A 16,549-nucleotide genomic window follows, 5' to 3' on the forward strand; every position below is an offset into this window, starting at 1 on the left:
ACAACCCTTTCACAGTCGGGCGCCTATGGTCATCTCAGCTCCTGGTGAAAACCTTTAAGCCCGCGCTCCCCATCGCGGGCTTTTCTTTGCCCGGAATTTATCCGCAGGTCATCTACAGCCGGCGTGGCGGTGAGCCGGCGCAGGCCACGCCCTCCAGGCAGAATACAAACGGGGCTACCACTTGAATTTCGCCTTTGAGCAGCATTGAGGGTGGAGGCGCAGGCACTGGCGACGCCGCCGGAACGAATCTCTCCACGGCGCTGACGAACAGATCCGAACCTGTATGGCTGATGACTTTGTGGCGTATCAGGTTGCCTTTGGCGTCGACCACGAATTCAACCCTGACCAGGCCGGTCAATCCTTGCAGGCGAGCTTCTTCGGGGTACGACTTGAAGTGATTGAGGTGAGTGAGCAACTGGTATTCCCATAAGCGTTGTTCTGCCAGTTGTTCCCGGGTGGGGCCGCTCGTGCAGGCACAAAGCAGTAAGACAAGTGCGATCCAGCTGTATTTCATAAACGCAGTTCCGTTGACGTTTGGTGTGCAAGGTGAGGCTAATCAAGGCTCGGTGCGTCAGCGTGTTATCCAGGTCGAACAGAATGGCCCGTGGGTACACGAATGCTTCTTGTGGAAAACCAAATCTGCCTCTCAGGCGGTGGTACTGACGATGGAACCGGTACCGCTTCCACCGTCGGAAGTCAGTGCCTGCAACAACGCCGAAGACGCAGACTGCAATGCAGCTGCCGTTGCGGCAATCTGCGCCTGGGCGGCAGCCACGGCGGCCGCTTTGGCGTCTGCGCTTTGATTGCTGGCTTGGGCCTTTTGCATGTTTTGCTGCTGCTCTTGAAGCTGCTTTTGCAACTCCGCAATCTGCTTTTTCAGCGCCTTGACGGTGTCGGACTCCTGCGACGTGGATGCCGCCTGGCCGCCACCTGCAGCGGGCGCACTTTTGGCACCCGTGTCCGGGTTGAGACTCAGGGTTCCAGAGTCTTCGGTCTTGGAGCTATCGCTGACGCTGGCCGGGCTTGGGTTGGCGGGTACTGAAGCGAGACTGCTGACGTTAGTGATCATGTCAAATATCCAATTCCGGTATCGATGTTAATTGATCGGCGCTTAAGCTGATTACTTTAACCCGTTATCGACCCTACCGAACCTGGCGACAACAGCGGACCGATTCAGCGGCAAGGTCTCGAAAAGACGTTGACCAGGCTTCCATCCGGATCACGCAGCAATACCGAAGTGTTGCCCCATGGCATGACCGTCACCGGCATCACCACGTCAGCCCGACCGATACGCAGCAGGACGGCCTCCACATCGTCCACTTGAAACTCCAGGATCGCCGAACGGTTGCTGGCGGCGACTGCCAGTCCATCGTTGTGAAGGCGGACCAGGCGCTCATCGGCTATGGCCAAGACGACGCCGTCGAGGTGAATTTCAGCGAACCCGTCAGCCAGGTGCCTTGGCTCGACAGTCGAGAGGTTGTGATAGAACTGAACGAGCCGTTCAAAGTGGTTGGTAACGAGACGAACAGACGAGAATTTCATCATTTGACCTGACAGGAGTGAGAGAACTCACCTTAATTCAAGCCCGCGTCAGTTCCTGACAGTAGTGTTGTTATCGGCGTTCCAAACCACAGCCTGTGCCACCACCACGTACTCGCCATTGAAGGTTGCCGCTGGCGAGCCGTAAAGCTGGTAACCCAGCGCAAGCGCTTCAGAGACCCGGTGACAGAAGGAGGCATCGTCCTTGCCTGTCAGGATCCGATAGGTAGGTAGGCCTTCAGGAGGGGAATTCTGCATGGGAGCACCTGCTGGAACAGTTAAGGAAAGCCACTTGACGATCGGGTGACGCCGGCTTGTGCCCGATGATATCAGTCAATGATCACGTCGCGACCCTCGGCCTTCAAGCGCGCGAGATTGTCCTTCATCTGCTGCAACCGTTCAGGCGGATGCCCGTGCCATTTCGTGACCTCCGCCACGACGCGCAAAGGGTCAGTGGAGCGATAGGAAAGCGTGGGATTGCCGGGAAACTTCTTATCCGTCACGTTGGGGTCATCCATGATTGCCCCCGTTGGCTCCACAACATAAATCCGTTCCCGCCCACTGCCGAGCGCCAGCTCAGCCCCCCAGATGGCGGCATCCAGCGTGCCCGCAAAGTAAACCCAGGACAGTGCTTTACCTTCTGTAAAGTTGGACGGGTAGCCGACGCGGATCAGATCGCCCGGCTCCAGGTCGGCCCGGGTACCGTGAAAGAACTGACGGATGAACATGCCAGCGGTATTTGACATGGGCTCGTTGCTCCGTAGATGAATGTTATGTTTGGATGCGAATGCCCCCATCGGCTGGGTTCCTCTATACCACCGCACCTCAGGAAACCGTTGTGACGAATCTGACCATACGACGCGCCAGTATCGACGACTTGCCTTTCATTGTTTTGCTGCTGGCAAATGACTCCCTGGGGGCTGTTCGAGAAGATAGCAGTCTTCCGCTTCAGAGTTCCTACACACGAGCGTTTGAGGCCATCGACGCAGACCCGAACCAGTTTCTTGCCGTCGCTGTGGCTGGTGAAGAGGTGGTCGGTACTCTCCAACTTTCTTTCATTCCGAATATTTCTCATCGGGGCGCATGGCGAGCTCAAATCGAAGCCGTCCGCGTGCACGAGCGAATGCGTGGGAGCGGATTGGGCCGGCAATTCTTCGAATGGTCGTTTGAGCAAGCACGTCAGCGCCACTGCCAACTGATCCAGCTTACCTGTGATCGTACGCGGCCAGATGCTCATAGGTTTTATGAGTCCCTGGGGTTCTTGCCAACCCACACAGGCTTCAAGATGAAGCTGTGACCATTTGAGGCGAGCTGGCCCGGCGTTTGATTGCCGGGCCAGAGGGCGGAGTCAAAGCAATACAGTAGCAAGCATGCCCAAGGCGCCGAGGACAAACCCGATGAGTGCGCCACGCCCTGGTGCTTCATGGAACAGCGCCCAGACCACCACGGGCTCAAGCAGCAACAGGGAGGTGACTGAGACCACGGTGACGACCCAGATATCACCGACCGCCACGTACCCCAGCCAATACGCACCCAACAGGCAAAGCCCGGCAAAACACATCAGCACAACGGGAAGGACGAACGCCTCCCATGAACCATGCCCTGTCTGGGCAAGCCTGGCGGTTACCACCTCGCTGTAGATTGCACAAAACTCCCCCACCACCATCAACCCTAGAGCAGAAACTCCGAGTAGTTCTTTGGACATATCAAAAACTCCTTCGTATTCAACGCAATATTTTTCAGCTCCCAGCGAGCAATGCCGCTGCCCAGGAGCGTGTTGCAGTGATACGAAGCAGCCTTGAACAGGCCTGAATTACCGAAGTGCTTTTCCATGCTCATGTCCTTCAAAGGGTGAGTCTCAGCGCCCGGAAAAGGGCGCTCGCTGCGATCATACGTTCCGACAGCCCGCCTGAACAACCTGCCCCCTCTCGGTCTGCCGCGAAGTGCTTGTGCTGGATCAGTGAGCGTTGAACCAGTCGGGGGCACAACCGGAAAATGACACCAATGGTCGTTTCAAAAACAGGTTCCGGTCGTAATGTCAGTGAGCAAAAGCAGGCTTGCTGTAGTCGAAAAGAGGCTTTGCGACTACACCGGTATAGGGGACATCGCCAAATGAGCAAGGGTAGTCCCCCTACCCCCACGGTGGCCGAACACCCGGCGCACCCGGCACATTGAAGGACCGACGCCATGCAGAACCTCAAGATCGCGACATTCAATGTCAACGGCATAAAGACGCGACTGCCCAACCTTCTGCAGTGGCTGGAAAAGGAGCGCCCGGACATCGTCTGCCTGCAGGAACTGAAGGCGCAAGACAACGCGTTCCCCGCTGGAGAACTTGAGGCGGCGGGCTATGGCTCATTGCACCATGGCCAGGCTTCCTGGAACGGAGTGGCAATTCTCGCGCGGGATTCCGAACCCCTTTTGATCCATAAGGGCCTGCCGGGAGCCAAGGACGACTCGCAGTCTCGATACCTGGAAGCGGCTGTCCATGGCGTGATTGTCGGATGCCTGTACCTGCCCAACGGAAACCCGCAACCCGGGCCAAAATTTGATTACAAGCTCGCGTGGTTCGAACACCTGATCTCCCACGCCGCAACACTGCAGGCCAGCGAACATCCAGTGGTCCTCGCGGGTGACTACAACGTGGTGCCCACCGACCTGGACATCTACAACACCCGCTCATGGCTCAAGGATGCCCTCCTCCAGCCAGAAAGCCGTGAGTGCTTTCAAAGGCTGCTTTCCCAGGGCTGGATCGACTCGCTGAGGCAGCTGTACCCGGAAGAGCGGGTGTACACGTTTTGGGATTATTTCCGTCAGCATTGGCAGAAGAATTCCGGGCTGCGCATCGACCATCTGCTGCTCAACCCGGTACTCGCCCCGTACCTGAAAAACGTCGGCGTAGATGCATGGGTACGGGGTGAAGAGCATGCCAGTGATCATGCGCCGACGTGGATCGAGATCTCATCACGGCAAACCCGGTCAAGAAAGAAGCCAAAACGCAGTTGATCACAAGCCACGACGCAGACTATCGGCACGCGTGCCGGTACCCGACTCACCCATCCCAAGGTGTGATCCGGGCTTACTGATGGGCCACGAATTTCGCGAGCATCAGCCAGCGACTTATGGCCGCAACGAGTTCGGTCTTGCACTCCACCGGCAGCCAATGCCCGCCAGGCAGGCTCGTCACTGTGAGGTCTGCGCAGGCCGCGCGCATTGGATCGCCCAACTGATTGCCGTTGATGGTATTCATCGGGTCGTAATCACCGTTCACAAACAGGACGGGCATGGACAGGCGGCCGCCATTGGGTGCGCGATGGGCGTATTCGATGTTGGCATCGTCGTTCAGATACCACGCGCAGGGCGTGCGGAAACCATGCTCCTCGAACGTGCGTACCAGTGCCGCGAAGTCCGTCTCGGGCCAGAGCGCCGGGTCTGGTGGGGTCGGGGGAGCCCGGTGCGCTTCGCCAAACCGCCCGCCTTTGCGGGTCACTTCGGCATTGGAGGCGACCCTGGCGATGCTTGCAGGGTCGCCTCTTCGATAAATCGACGCCAGCGATGCTGCTTTGTCCGCGTCAAGATCAGCCACGGCGGACGCAAAATGCGTGTTGTAGTAGCGGTAATAGTCCCATTGGCCGTCTGGATACTGGTCGACCGGGTAAATCCCTCGGTCAACCAGCGGTATGAGCGTCGCCAGCGCGTTCGTGGAAGGAAAGTACGGAACCGAAACCAGCACAACGCCGCGGCTGCGCCAAGGTTCATGGGCGACCAGTTCACCGGCCACGACGCTGCCCCAATCGTGGCCCACCCAGATGGCGGGCGTTCCACCGAGATGGTCATGCAGCTCCGTCATGTCTGCCACGATGTTTTCAATCGTGTACGCATTGATCGCGGCCGGCGCCGAAGAGCCGCCATAGCCGCGCATATCGGGTGCGACGCAGTGCCAGCCTTGGGCAGCGAACGCTTCCATCTGTGCACGCCAGATCAAACCGAGTTCGGGCCAGCCATGCAGGAACATCATCAATGCCCCATCGGCAGGTCCCGATTCCAGATAATGCGTTGTGTGACGGGGCGTACTGAAGATGCGCGAAGTCAGCTTGAAAGTGGACATAGGATCTCCTCATGTCATTCCGGCGCGATGTCTCACTGTAGGTCACCTCGGGTGAATGAGCACCACTGCCCGCATATTTTCAGGTCGCGCTTATCCTGGGATCGGGAGCAAAAGAACTGAAGCAACCACACGTCAATCAACGTTGTAGAAAATTTGAATTAGCCAGTTGCCCCGCCGGTCAAGAATTATGAACGCAGTAAATCTGACGAGGTAACAGCAATGACTATCCAGGCAGAGACACTCGTACAACTGACCGAAGCCCTGCAAGAGCGAGGCATGCATCTGGTTTCAGATGTTCACTTCACCCGCGCGCCCTATCGGCAGAATCACCTCTGGGTCTGCACTGTGGCGTAACGATCCCTTATGATGCTTGCCTGCCAGAAGGTCGCCAACCGCGACAGATGGATCAATGCGAACACTCTTATGGATAAGCCCGATGCGGATCAACGTTCTGACAATTTCCCTGGCCACCTTGATGATGACCGGGTGTGCCAACCATGGCGCCAAGCCTTCGACGCACGCGCTGGCGACTCAAGATAACGTAGTTGGCATCTGGGCCATGGTTCCTCTGCGCAACGGAATTGCCAACGTGGTCGAATACAGCGCTGATGCCAAAGCCACATTGCATCCATTCAACTGCGCTGAACCCGGGAAGCACCAGGAAAAGGAAGTGAGCGACTTCAAGGTGTCCGACGATGGAAAGGTCATCCATCTCAAATCACCTTCAGACAACTTCGACCTGAAGGTCCTGGCATTCGACCCGCAGACCATGACGCTGAGCATGGATGTTTCGGATACGAGCCTGACCTTCAACTACGTAAAAGTCAGTAACGTCGCACCGCTGTGTGCCCTTTATCCAAACGCCGCCGCTGAAGCTGCGCGCAAAACCCCTTTCAAGGCCAGTGATTTTGTAGCGGATCCCGGGATACCTGCCCACTCCGGTATGGAGCGATATATTGGCAAGTGGGCAAATGACAAAGGTGAGCTGGAGGTAGAAGTCATCATGGGTCCCAACGGCAGTGCCTACCTCTACATGGCTTCCAGCAAAAACTGGCACTTCCTGTACAACGAGGTGCATTGGGTAGGCGACGAACTGCATTTTGAAAGCTATGCCTATTCAGACCTTCCCTCTCTTTACAGCCACCCTTTCCATAAATCCAAGACCCACAGCATTCTTCAGCCGAGCGGCGACGGAGGATTACGTTATTCGATCTTTATCGATAAGCGCCGGTACGAATTTCTATTGAACCGCGCGAAGAACTGAGGTTGAGGTAGCGCAGTACTGTTGCGATGACCGGGCGGTGCATCTGCAACGCAGAAGGCAAGGAAGCCTCGCAAACGAAGTGGATTGCGGACCTGTTGAACAATTGCCGACCGGAAACAAACAAGGGCTTGCATCAGCTTTCGCCCGCAAACCCTTGGTTTTAGATGGTGCCCGAAGCCGGAATCGAACCGGCACGCCCTTACGAGCGGGGGATTTTAAGTCCCATGCGTCTACCAGTTTCGCCATTCGGGCGGTAGCGCTATGCAGCAGGCCAAGCAGCGTTAAAAGCCCTTGAGCGTTGCAGCAGGCTAGGGAATATATAGATCCAGCCCCCTCGATGCAAGGTCGGGTGCGGGCTTTTTCAAACAATCAAGCGGCGCCCTGGCAAACAAAAAAGCTCGCCAGATCAGTCATCTACAGATTTTTCAGGCGGGAGTGGGCAATGGCGATACCGACCGCTTCACCAGGTGCCGCACCCGTGCCCCACGTGCATCAGGAAAAATAAGTCATTACCGCAATAACCACTGAAACCCAAACCAGGGTCATCAAAAACGACAGCGCAGCCAATGTCTTGCCCATTTGCCTACTCGCCCCGATGAAATCACTTCAAGGAACCCTCCCAGCGCCGCTTGAGAATAGCCACGCACGACGCAGTTCGCCTTCAACCTCCCACGAAAATCGTGGATACGATACTCCCCGCAAAAGGTTAGTTCCTTCAGCAGTCCCGCCCACAAGTTACTGAGCCGCGGTTTATTCCCTGATACCCCAAAATGATCATCCCCGGCTTTCCTGCTCCTGCGGCGCCCCGGCCCATCTGATACGCTTTTTTCTTCTGCATCTGCCCCTGTATCGAAAACCGCCCTGCCCTGACAATACTCCCACTCCCGACACGCCCGTGGAGCCCGGCAGGAACCGTCCTGCCGGCCCGTTCATTTCGGAGGCCTTATGGCTAAGATGGCATTTTTCCTGTTCGGTTTTCTTGCGCTGACCATCGCAATTGGTCTGCTGGCCACCATCTCACCGGTCTAGGATCCATGGCCTGCTGACGCAACCCGCTGGAGGTCAGAGGGCGTGTCAGCCGGCAAAAAACATCGGATACAACGACAGCACCAACAGCCCCGCCATCGACCAGTTGAACACCCGCAACCAGCGTGGCTCGCGCAGTACATTGCGCAAGCCGCTGCCACAGCCGGCCCATACGCAAACGCTGGGCAGGTTTACCAAGGCAAACACGGCGGCAATCAACAGCACGTTGGTGACATAACCCTCGGCAGGCGTGTAGGTGGTGATCGCGCCCAGCGCCATGACCCAGGCCTTGGGGTTGACCCACTGGAAGGCCGCCGCGCCAAGAAACGTCATGGGTTTGCGCTTGTCATCGGTGTCATCGGACATCGCACTGGAGGTTGCAATCTTCCAGGCGAGGTACAGCAAATACGCCGCCCCCACATAACGCAATACGGTGTAGGCCCACGGCAACGCCTTGAACACTTCTCCCAGGCCCAGGCCCACGGCGATCACCAACAACATGAAGCCAATGCTGATGCCCAGTGCATGGGGGATCGAGCGAATAAAACCGAAGTTCACCCCGGACGCCAGCAACATGGTGTTATTGGGACCTGGGGTGATTGAGGACACAAAGGCGAACAGCGCGAAAGCTGAAAGCAGGCTTGAAGACATGAGCATGGCGCGACATCCGAACGAGTACTGTGGCCGTGACAGTAGAACGTTGCGCCAGCCTGCGCCCCGTACAGCTACGGGTAGATACGGTCATACACTTCGCCAGGCCTGCCAACAAGCGCCCTCCAACCAAACTGCCATTGGTTTGCCTTCATTGATCGGTATACTTGCGCCCTTCTCTGCACCCTGTGCTGAACACATCCTGAAAGGACACTCGATGAGCAACTACCTCGACCGCGCGCTGACGGGCCTGCGGACCCTGGGCATCAATCTTCTGCAGCCGGTTCCAGACGCACCGGTACTGGTATTGCTGGACCGCGTGGCCCAGTACGACACCGCCAAAGTCACCGCTATCGCTGCCGTGCTGCAACAGTCGACCACCTTTAACAGCGTGGTTCGCGAGCAGATCGCCGGCATGGATATCTCCACGCGCTTCATGGACATCACCCAGAGCTTCACCTCGATTCGCGAAGACGCTGCGGCCATGGCGGGCTGGATGGATGATGGGCGCCTGGATACGCTGGAGAAGCTCAAGCTGAGCTGGATGAACCTGCGTCGTGGCTCGATCCCCAGCCGCTTCAGCGAGATCCGTGAAAACTACCTGCAGGTGTGCAAGGCGGCCAATGACCAGATCTCCCGGGAAACGGTGATTCTGGAAGCCTACCTGGATTTTCGCATGGCCATGAAAGCGGCCGAGGTCGATGCCCAACAGGTGCTCGCCCTGGCCGGCCAGGTCCTGGAGCAGCGTACCCAGGCGTTAAACGAGGCCAACGCCCAAGTCACGGCTGCCGAAACCCTGGCGCCGGCCGAACGCGCGGCCTTGGAATTGCGCCGTGACGAAGCCGTACGCGCGCTGCAGGACGAAGACAAGCGCTACCAGATCGTCAAGGACATCGCCGATGACCTGAAGGTCGGCTACAACACGGCCGAAATGGTCTTCGCCCGGATCAACCAGGTGCATGTGATCAAGGAGCGCCAGTACCAGCGCATGGTCTCGTTCTTCTCTACCAACGAAGTGGTGTTGACCGGCCTCGCGGTGTCGTTCACCAGCAACAGTGGACTGGCCGAAGCCACCAACACGCTGAACGCCACCACCGAGGGCATCAGCAAGGGCCTTGAAGCCCTGGGCAGCACCGGCAACACCCAATTGGAAGCGGCGGTCAAGGCCAGCTATGGCTCCACCATCAAGGTCGACTCGGTGCGCGCCTTGGCCGACGCCACCCTGAGCTTCCAGACTGACATGCACGGCCTGACGCAAACCTACCGCGCTGAATCCAGCAACGCGTCCCGTGACATCGCCGAAGCCGTCGAAGAGGCCAAACGCAAGTTCGCCGCATTGCTGACCAAGGCCGCTTGATGAGCGACATTCTTCTCTCCGAGCAACTCGGCGCGATGGCGCTGGTGGATCAACTGCGCCACCAGCAGATGGCGGTGGAAAAGGACTTGAGCCTGCCCCAACGCCGCGCAGAAGTGGCGGCGCGCATCCGCGAGTATTACCAGAACAACGGCATTCAATTTACCGAAGCGCAGATCGATCAGGGCGTGCGCGAATTCTTTTCCAAACGCCTGGTGTTCGAGGCCCCGGAACTGAGTGCGCTTGACCGCTTCTGGAGCAAAGTACTGCTCAGGCGGCATCGCGGCATACTCGTCATCCAACTCATCGCGGTCACCTTGCTGGTGGTGCAATGCAGCCGGGTGATGGTCGCCAGACACGAAATCCAAGAGGCTCAAAGAGCGGCCATCGCCGTCGAGACGAACGCGGCACAAAAACAATCAGACATCGCCCACCTGAAGGCTCGCCTGAGCGCCGTGCAGCAGGACCCGGCCTATATTGAGGGCGGCGACCTGTTCAGTGCCCTGCCCCGCCTGAATACCAAGGCCGAACATGCCCTGGCCATGGTCGATACCTCCGGGGTCGATTACGCCAGTGAGCAGATCGGCGTGCTGGAGGCGTTTTTAGCCAAGGTCAAGGCAGTCCAGCCGATGACCGACCAGCTCAACGAGTTGACCCGCAAAGTCGCCGACATTCACCTGCCCGCCGCCGACAGTAAAGCGACGCGGGGCATGCAGGCCGAACTGGTCATGATCAAAGACCTCATCGGGAAATTCGAGATCGAAAAAGCCGGCGGCCAACTCAGGGCCCTGCGTGCCAACACCGAACTGATCCCCAAGGAGGTGACCATTCGGGTTGTCGACCGGCCCGGCACGCCGTCCGGTGTCGAGCGCTGCTACGACAAGGCGCTGTGTAATTCCAATCCTGGTTCGACCCAGGGCAAGAGCTGGTATTTGGTTGTCGAAGCCGTCGACCTGTCGGACAGACCGGTTCTACTGCCCACCGTCAGCAGTGAGACCGGCACCGGCGCGTGGGCCAGCCAGTTCGCTGTGCGGGTACCGCAGGCCGAATACCTGAAGGTCAAGGCCGACAAACTCGACGACGGCCACCTGACCAACCGTGTAGTCGGCCGCAAGCCAGCCGGCAGGATGGAAGTCACCTACTTGAGCCAACGGACCACCGACCCGCTCGAAACGATATTGGAGTGGTGAAGACATGACGCCTGACACCCTGATCGGCATCACCGAACGTAACTCCCGCAACGCCGAGCTGAGGATTCGCACGGCCGAGCAACACCTGTCTGAACTGCTCGGCGAGCAACTGGCGCTGGAGCAGGACATTACCCAGCGCCTGGGTAAAATCGCGGCCCTGCACCTGGACCAGGGCAACACGCAGAACGAGCAAGTCGCCGCCGCCCTGAACCTGCGCCAACAGTCCCAGGATCTGCTCCACCAGCAACTGCGCGACGCTGAGCAGACCGTGGCCCAGGCGCTGGCGGGCAAGCAAAAACTGCAAGCGCGAGCCGAAACCCTCGACCAGCAAGCCCGGCAATCCCTGGAACAAAACCCCGACTACGCCCGCCAGGTCGAGCAACTGGACCTGGCCCAGGCCGCCCACCGAGAACACGTCAGCGGTTATGAAGACTTGCGCCAGGAATGCGCACTGAAGCGTCCGACCTTTGATACCAACCTGGTCTACGTCTACTTGCGCGGACACGCCTTCGGCACCGACCAATACCGGCGCAACCGCCTGAACCGCTGGATGGACAACTGGCTGGCGACTAAGGTGAACTACCTCGCCAACCGCAAGAACGAGCTGAGCCTGATCGCCCTTGGTGAGCGAAACGAGGCCTTGCAGGCCGAGCGCATCGCCCTGATCAGCACCTTGAGTGCCAGCGTCGATGCGCAACTGGCTCAGGCACGTGACCAGTTGGGACAGGCCTCAATTCAACCCGAGCTCGACACCCTGCAACGCGTAGTCGACAACGCCAAGCGCCAGGCCAATGCCATCCAGGAAAAACTCGGCAGCTACTCACGCAACGAAGACCCGCAGTACCAGCGCGCACGCCAGTTGCTCACTGACCAGTTGAAAACCCGCAGCATCGGCGAATTGATCGACCTGGCCAGCCACACCCCGGACGACGCCGACGACCTGATCGTCGAGCAACTGCAAACCCTGAACCTGCGCTTGAAAGCGGTGGTACAGCAACTGGCGGATACCCAGGAAGAGGCCGTGGTACACCAGAACAGCTACCAGCGTGCCAAAGACCTGGAGCGCAAAGTTCGCAACGATGCGTTTACCGGCCGCGATGTTTATTTTGACCTGTCGACTGACTTCGAGCGTCTGGTAGAGAGCTACATGACCCAGGGTGCAACCCTTGGCCAGGTTGTGGATGTGCTTAGCCGGGGCCTTAAAATCGTGCGCCGTAGTCAGGTAGCGGCAGGGGCGACGCGAGGCTATGTCAGCGCATCGATCAGCCCTGTCGTCCTTGGCGTCGCCACCGTCGAAAGCAGCAATAACAACACGGCCAGCTTTTCGACGTCAGGCAGTACAGGCGGCGGCAGCTTCAGGACGACCGACAGCTTCTAGCCTGGCGCGAAGCAAATCCGGGACTTCCTCGTTGCTAGCTGTCAGACAACGAGGAAGTGATCTGCGCAATCGCATCCTGATCCAGCCCGTCCAGCGTGCGGTAGTGGTTGATGATCAACGTCTCCTTGTCACTCAGGGTGGCCTGGTTGATAACCGCCCTTTCCCCCGTCAACACGTAAAGCACGTCCACGCCTTTATGCCGGATGGCAATCAGGTAATCGGACTTGGGCGCCCGCGCGCCACTTTCGTAGTGCACCTGAGCATTCGCACCCACACCGCCAATCGCACCAAACTCCTGTTGGGAGAGCCCCAGGATCTTGCGTTCCTCTTTCAGGCGGATGCCGAGTTTATCGTCCATGGCGGGTACCTCAATAAACGTGTTTAACACCCACCATACGCTTATGCGCAGGAGCGGGGTCTATTCATTCGGGTGGCTACCTATTGCGTGCGCACGAAGGCGAACATATGCGGCACGTAATCGGCCTTGCCGAGCGGCACACCGTTATGGCGAAGGATGTTATAGACGGTCATCAGGTGAAAATAGAACTGTGGAATGGCCCAATTGACCGCGTATTCGTAGGCAGTCATGTCGAAAATAGTACCGTCGGGAAGTTCTATCGAGATAGCGCGCTCGCTGCTGTCGATGAGTTCGCGATCTGCCGAGGCGAGGGCTTGCAGGGTTTGCTCGATCAACCCACGCGCCTCGCTCAGGGTTGCGGGTGTGCTCAGAACCGGCAGCGGTTGATGGGTGAGACGCTGGACCGATTCCTGGGCCTGGGTGCACGCAAACCGGATTTGCGTTGCGAGGGTGTGCATGTCGGGCGCCAGCCGCGCGCTCAGCAGGTTTCGCGGGTCATAGCCCAACTCGCCGGCATGCGCCTCGCCTTTGGACAAAAGCCCCTTGAGCGAGCGCAACATCTGCGCAAAGCAAGGGACGGTGATTACATAGGTCGACATCGTTCTTCCTTGACTGGATGCTGAGCGTGGGAGCATGCCATGGGCACGGTCTACGCGGCTAGCCGGCAAGCTTCATGCAGCTTCACGTGACGTCAGCGGCGAGCCGACTTACCTTGGCCACCCGCCCCTCTTACTGGTGTAGAGCGTGCTAAAGATCGCCACCCTTGCCGCCGGCTTTATCTGCTTGTCGATGCTGCCTGCTGCCCAGGCGAGTGATGGGTTCTACGTCAACCCGCAGTCCACCGCCGCACAGTGGGTCCAGCAGCACCCCGATACGCCCGCCACTGCAAGCATCCGCTCAACCATTGCCGAGGTGCCCAGTGCCCTGTGGCTGACCGGCACCAGCCAGGCCATAGGAACGCTGGCCGAGCGCGTCAATCGCTATGTAACCGCTGCCGCCAGCGCTGATAAAACACCGATTTTGGTGGCCTATAACCTGCCCCACCGCGACTGCAGCGGTGGCGCCTCGAAGGGTGGCGCACCGGCAGCGGCGGAGTACCGGGGCTGGATAGACCAACTGATCAAAGGCATTGGAGACCAGCCGGCGCTGGTTATCTTGGAGCCGGACGCACTGGCAGACCTGCAGTGCCTGGACAAGGACAAGCGCGCCGAGCGGCTGGGGCTAATCAATTACGCCGTATCGGGGTTCAACCAGCGCGCACGCCATGCCGATGTTTATCTGGACGCTGGCAATCCAGGCTGGAAATCCCCAGGCGCCATGGCCGATGCGTTGAATGCAGCCGGGGTGAAACAGATCCGGGGGTTTGCCCTGAATATCGCCAACTTCTACACCCTCGCCCAGGTGCGCAGTTATGGTGATGCCATCAATGCCAGGTTGTTAAGCGAATACGCCTATACAAAAGCCGTGGCGGTGGATACCAGCCGCAACGGCAATGGTGCGAATCCTGGAGACTGGTGCAACCCGGTGGGGCGCAGACTGGGCATGCCACCGCAAGTGCTTTCGCCACGGTTGGTTGCCCTATGGATCAAACTCCCGGGCAATTCGGACGGTGCGTCTTCGACGAAAACCGATTGTCATGAAGGCCCGGCGGCAGGCACCTTCAGTGCCGAACTGGCACTTCGCCTGATTGATGGACACTAACGGCGAATGAGCCTTGCATCACCTGGACTCATTGCTCAGGATAGCGCTCTTGAGCTGAACATCGGCAGGGAAGCAGCAGGTTACCGAGGCCGACAACACATGACGCTCCAGGAAGATAGCCCGCTGCACATAGAGGTGTGCCAGCGCCAGAAACACCTCTGGTTCTGGCTCCCAATTGGTCTTTTGATGGTTTTCTTGACGGTTACCTCGACGATTTTCCTGGGTACAAATCCGCCGGAATGGATGTTTGTCGCACTCAACTTTGGCTGGGCAATCGTCGCGCTGACACTGCTGGTGAAGCTATCGGGTGTTTGTTGCGCCAAGTGAAGCACCCAGGCGTTTCAGCTTGCATCGCGCATCACTCGGGCTCGTGCCCTCACCTTGATACGTCGTCAATGCCAGAAAACAACGTGAAACAACTCACATTTATGGAGTTTCACGGTTGAAGGTCAAAATTTGACCAAATATATTTCGCCCCACCCGAGCGCTCACCTCTATACGGATATTGTTCTGCGCCTGCTCGGGCCCCCGGAGATGCGCAGGCAATAAAACATTGAGGTTTGCCATGCGTCTTTCCAAACTCGCCCCAGCCGCCGCCCTGTTCAGCCTGTTCACTTTGCCCGCCCACGCCGCCGACCTGTCTGCCCTCACCGGTGCCCTGTCATCTGCCTTGGGGGGTGCCGGCAACAGCAACAACACCGTCAACGCCAACAGTGCCTCCTGCCAGCAACAGATCCGCGACCTGCAGACCAATATCAATGCGGCCAATGCCAAGGGCGATACGTTGCGCGCGACCGCGTTCCAGGCAGCACTGACACAAACCAACAAGAGCTGCAGCAACAGTACCTACAACACTCAGGCACAAGTGGACACTAACCCTCAACGCCAGCAAAACGTGAACAAGGCTGCGGATGCGATCAACGCAATTGGCGGTTTGTTCAAGTAAGTCGGGCTGCCCTGCGAAAAGGCCCGCGATTGCGGTTTTTTCGCCCATCGTACTTACCGGCAGACAATAAAAAACCCCGTAGACGTTAATCTACGGGGTTTTCTGGTGTGGAGGATTGTCGTCCCCCTTCACCTTAGCCAATGGCCGCCGACAGCTGCCATGTTCGCTTATTTCTTGGCCCAGTTGAGGATGTACTTACCGTAAGCACCTTCAAACCCATCGACGGCAATCGAATAGGTTTCACCCTTCTTGGCTGAAAAAGTCACAGCACTGGTTACATCATTTTCCGACTGGTTATTGTTCGTGCCGGCCACCGGCATCGAATTCAGGCTCGTGCTTTTATAAACGGCAAGCACGGTGTCGAATTTTGAGCCTGTGGTATCAAATGTGAAGCTTGCATCTTCTGGCGAAGTCCATTTGCACCAGACCGAATGGTAAGGCTTGGCAAAAGGAATATGTCCAGACTCACCAGCCTGGCTGGTGGCTAGTGTAGTGTCGCCGGCAACTGTACCTTTAACACCCTCGATAACCGTGGCTTGCGAGAAATCATCTGCGCAGCTCAGCGAGCTGCTTGTGCCGCTGAGGCCCTGATAGATCAGCGTGCCGGCTCCGAGCACGACAACAGCAATGGCTATTGGGAAAATAATGCGTGGTACGGCCATGACTCTTCCTTTTGAGGCGTATAGTTTCTGAACTGCTGCCATAGCAAGCGCAGCTTTAAATGGAAAAATGAATATCGGCTGATTAACGCCCACGAAATCATGCCATGGACGTTAAAAATGGCACATCAAGCTATAAATCTCAGGAAACAAGGGGATTTTCTCTCGACCAGCCTGCCCGCCAGAGGCCCCTCGGTCACGAGGGGTGGCGATATTAACATGATGCATGCACCTGATCATCCAACTCCTGTCATCCCGTAGATGTCTTTAGGGGTGTGAATGCGATACAGGTAGAGATCAATTTAAAAATCAATAAATCTATGCCGTCTCCCGCTCAAAAATGGAAGACGGAGTTCAAAATGGAACAGCAAATAA

The 16,549-nt window shown here is 57.9% G+C and carries 21 protein-coding genes and 1 tRNA gene; 9 read left to right on the forward strand and 13 right to left on the reverse strand.

Translation table 11 applies throughout. The features are described 5' to 3' along the window. Positions 1-112: 112 nt before the first annotated feature. The 5 genes from A462_RS16800 to arr all read right to left on the reverse strand — a co-directional run bounded on the left by A462_RS16800 (position 113) and on the right by arr (position 2,285). Positions 113-514 carry a TonB family protein gene (locus A462_RS16800; RefSeq protein WP_003207740.1) on the reverse strand — a complete coding sequence of 134 codons (402 nt, stop codon included), beginning with the start codon at positions 512-514 and terminating at the stop codon, positions 113-115. Positions 515-646: 132 nt separating this feature from the next. Next, positions 647-1,069, reverse strand: a complete 423-nt coding sequence (locus A462_RS16795) for a hypothetical protein (protein WP_003207738.1) — start codon at positions 1,067-1,069, stop codon at positions 647-649. Positions 1,070-1,173: 104 nt separating this feature from the next. Beyond that, positions 1,174-1,542, reverse strand: coding sequence for a VOC family protein (locus A462_RS16790; protein WP_008435061.1), 369 nt, complete (start codon positions 1,540-1,542; stop codon positions 1,174-1,176). A 48-nt stretch (positions 1,543-1,590) separates the two neighbouring features. Continuing rightward, positions 1,591-1,797 (reverse strand): DUF1737 domain-containing protein, encoded by a 207-nt coding sequence (locus tag A462_RS16785; protein WP_008435062.1) that lies wholly within the window; start codon positions 1,795-1,797, stop codon positions 1,591-1,593. A 71-nt stretch (positions 1,798-1,868) separates the two neighbouring features. Beyond that, positions 1,869-2,285, reverse strand: coding sequence for an NAD(+)--rifampin ADP-ribosyltransferase (gene arr, locus A462_RS16780; RefSeq protein ID WP_023658807.1), 417 nt, complete (start codon positions 2,283-2,285; stop codon positions 1,869-1,871). A 92-nt stretch (positions 2,286-2,377) separates the two neighbouring features. Between arr and A462_RS16775 the strand changes: the two genes are divergently transcribed. Beyond that, positions 2,378-2,836 carry a GNAT family N-acetyltransferase gene (locus A462_RS16775; protein WP_008435066.1) on the forward strand — a complete coding sequence of 153 codons (459 nt, stop codon included), beginning with the start codon at positions 2,378-2,380 and terminating at the stop codon, positions 2,834-2,836. 51 nt (positions 2,837-2,887) lie between these two features. Here A462_RS16775 and A462_RS16770 read toward each other — a convergent pair whose 3' ends face one another. Both A462_RS16770 and A462_RS34620 read right to left on the reverse strand, forming a co-directional pair. Continuing rightward, positions 2,888-3,205 (reverse strand): hypothetical protein, encoded by a 318-nt coding sequence (locus A462_RS16770; RefSeq protein WP_032899360.1) that lies wholly within the window; start codon positions 3,203-3,205, stop codon positions 2,888-2,890. A gap of 5 nt (positions 3,206-3,210) precedes the next feature. Continuing rightward, positions 3,211-3,372 carry a hypothetical protein gene (locus A462_RS34620; RefSeq protein WP_166742167.1) on the reverse strand — a complete coding sequence of 54 codons (162 nt, stop codon included), beginning with the start codon at positions 3,370-3,372 and terminating at the stop codon, positions 3,211-3,213. A gap of 354 nt (positions 3,373-3,726) precedes the next feature. On the opposite strand from A462_RS34620, the gene xth reads away from it, so the two are divergent. Then, positions 3,727-4,545, forward strand: a complete 819-nt coding sequence (xth, locus tag A462_RS16765; RefSeq protein ID WP_003207724.1) for an exodeoxyribonuclease III — start codon at positions 3,727-3,729, stop codon at positions 4,543-4,545. Positions 4,546-4,618: 73 nt separating this feature from the next. Here xth and A462_RS16760 read toward each other — a convergent pair whose 3' ends face one another. Further along, positions 4,619-5,647: an alpha/beta fold hydrolase gene (locus A462_RS16760; RefSeq protein ID WP_008435069.1), complete on the reverse strand. Its 1,029-nt coding sequence runs from the start codon at positions 5,645-5,647 to the stop codon at positions 4,619-4,621. A gap of 436 nt (positions 5,648-6,083) precedes the next feature. On the opposite strand from A462_RS16760, the gene A462_RS16755 reads away from it, so the two are divergent. Further along, positions 6,084-6,911: a hypothetical protein gene (locus A462_RS16755; RefSeq protein WP_008435070.1), complete on the forward strand. Its 828-nt coding sequence runs from the start codon at positions 6,084-6,086 to the stop codon at positions 6,909-6,911. A gap of 165 nt (positions 6,912-7,076) precedes the next feature. Here the strand turns inward: A462_RS16755 and A462_RS16750 are convergent. Then, positions 7,077-7,163, reverse strand: a tRNA-Leu gene (locus tag A462_RS16750). Between the two features lie 822 nt (positions 7,164-7,985). Beyond that, positions 7,986-8,594 (reverse strand): LysE family translocator, encoded by a 609-nt coding sequence (locus A462_RS16745; RefSeq protein ID WP_032899362.1) that lies wholly within the window; start codon positions 8,592-8,594, stop codon positions 7,986-7,988. 211 nt (positions 8,595-8,805) lie between these two features. Between A462_RS16745 and A462_RS16740 the strand changes: the two genes are divergently transcribed. The 3 genes from A462_RS16740 to A462_RS16730 are packed head-to-tail and all read left to right on the forward strand — an operon-like array spanning position 8,806 to position 12,510. Next, complete coding sequence (locus A462_RS16740) at positions 8,806-9,945, forward strand: hypothetical protein (protein ID WP_008435072.1); 1,140 nt, start codon at positions 8,806-8,808, stop codon at positions 9,943-9,945. Further along, entirely contained in the window at positions 9,945-11,132 is a 1,188-nt protein-coding gene (locus A462_RS16735; RefSeq protein ID WP_008435073.1) for a DUF6384 family protein, read from the forward strand. Before A462_RS16740 ends, A462_RS16735 begins: the two co-directional genes overlap by 1 nt. A 4-nt stretch (positions 11,133-11,136) precedes the next feature. Then, positions 11,137-12,510, forward strand: a complete 1,374-nt coding sequence (locus tag A462_RS16730) for a hypothetical protein (RefSeq protein WP_008435074.1) — start codon at positions 11,137-11,139, stop codon at positions 12,508-12,510. Between the two features lie 34 nt (positions 12,511-12,544). Here the strand turns inward: A462_RS16730 and A462_RS16725 are convergent, their stop codons facing one another. Together A462_RS16725 and A462_RS16720 are read right to left on the reverse strand one after the other, a co-directional pair. Next, positions 12,545-12,868, reverse strand: coding sequence for a helix-turn-helix domain-containing protein (locus A462_RS16725; RefSeq protein ID WP_003207700.1), 324 nt, complete (start codon positions 12,866-12,868; stop codon positions 12,545-12,547). An 80-nt stretch (positions 12,869-12,948) separates the two neighbouring features. Further along, the gene (locus A462_RS16720) at positions 12,949-13,467 is read right to left on the reverse strand and encodes a DUF1993 domain-containing protein (protein ID WP_003207698.1); all 519 of its coding nucleotides are present in this window, start codon (positions 13,465-13,467) and stop codon (positions 12,949-12,951) included. 145 nt (positions 13,468-13,612) lie between these two features. On the opposite strand from A462_RS16720, the gene A462_RS16715 reads away from it, so the two are divergent. From A462_RS16715 to A462_RS16705, 3 genes are all read left to right on the forward strand, one after another. Beyond that, entirely contained in the window at positions 13,613-14,569 is a 957-nt protein-coding gene (locus tag A462_RS16715) for a glycoside hydrolase family 6 protein (RefSeq protein WP_008435075.1), read from the forward strand. 6 nt (positions 14,570-14,575) lie between these two features. Beyond that, on the forward strand, positions 14,576-14,896 hold the full coding sequence (locus A462_RS16710; protein WP_008435076.1) for a hypothetical protein: 321 nt from the start codon (positions 14,576-14,578) through the stop codon (positions 14,894-14,896). A 238-nt stretch (positions 14,897-15,134) separates the two neighbouring features. After that, on the forward strand, positions 15,135-15,515 hold the full coding sequence (locus A462_RS16705) for a DUF1090 family protein (protein WP_003207691.1): 381 nt from the start codon (positions 15,135-15,137) through the stop codon (positions 15,513-15,515). A 167-nt stretch (positions 15,516-15,682) separates the two neighbouring features. Here A462_RS16705 and A462_RS16700 read toward each other — a convergent pair whose 3' ends face one another. After that, complete coding sequence (locus tag A462_RS16700; RefSeq protein WP_008435080.1) at positions 15,683-16,177, reverse strand: hypothetical protein; 495 nt, start codon at positions 16,175-16,177, stop codon at positions 15,683-15,685. Positions 16,178-16,549: the final 372 nt, after the last annotated feature.

It is taken from the genome of Pseudomonas sp. Ag1 (assembly GCF_000278565.1).
Classification (GTDB): domain Bacteria; phylum Pseudomonadota; class Gammaproteobacteria; order Pseudomonadales; family Pseudomonadaceae; genus Aquipseudomonas.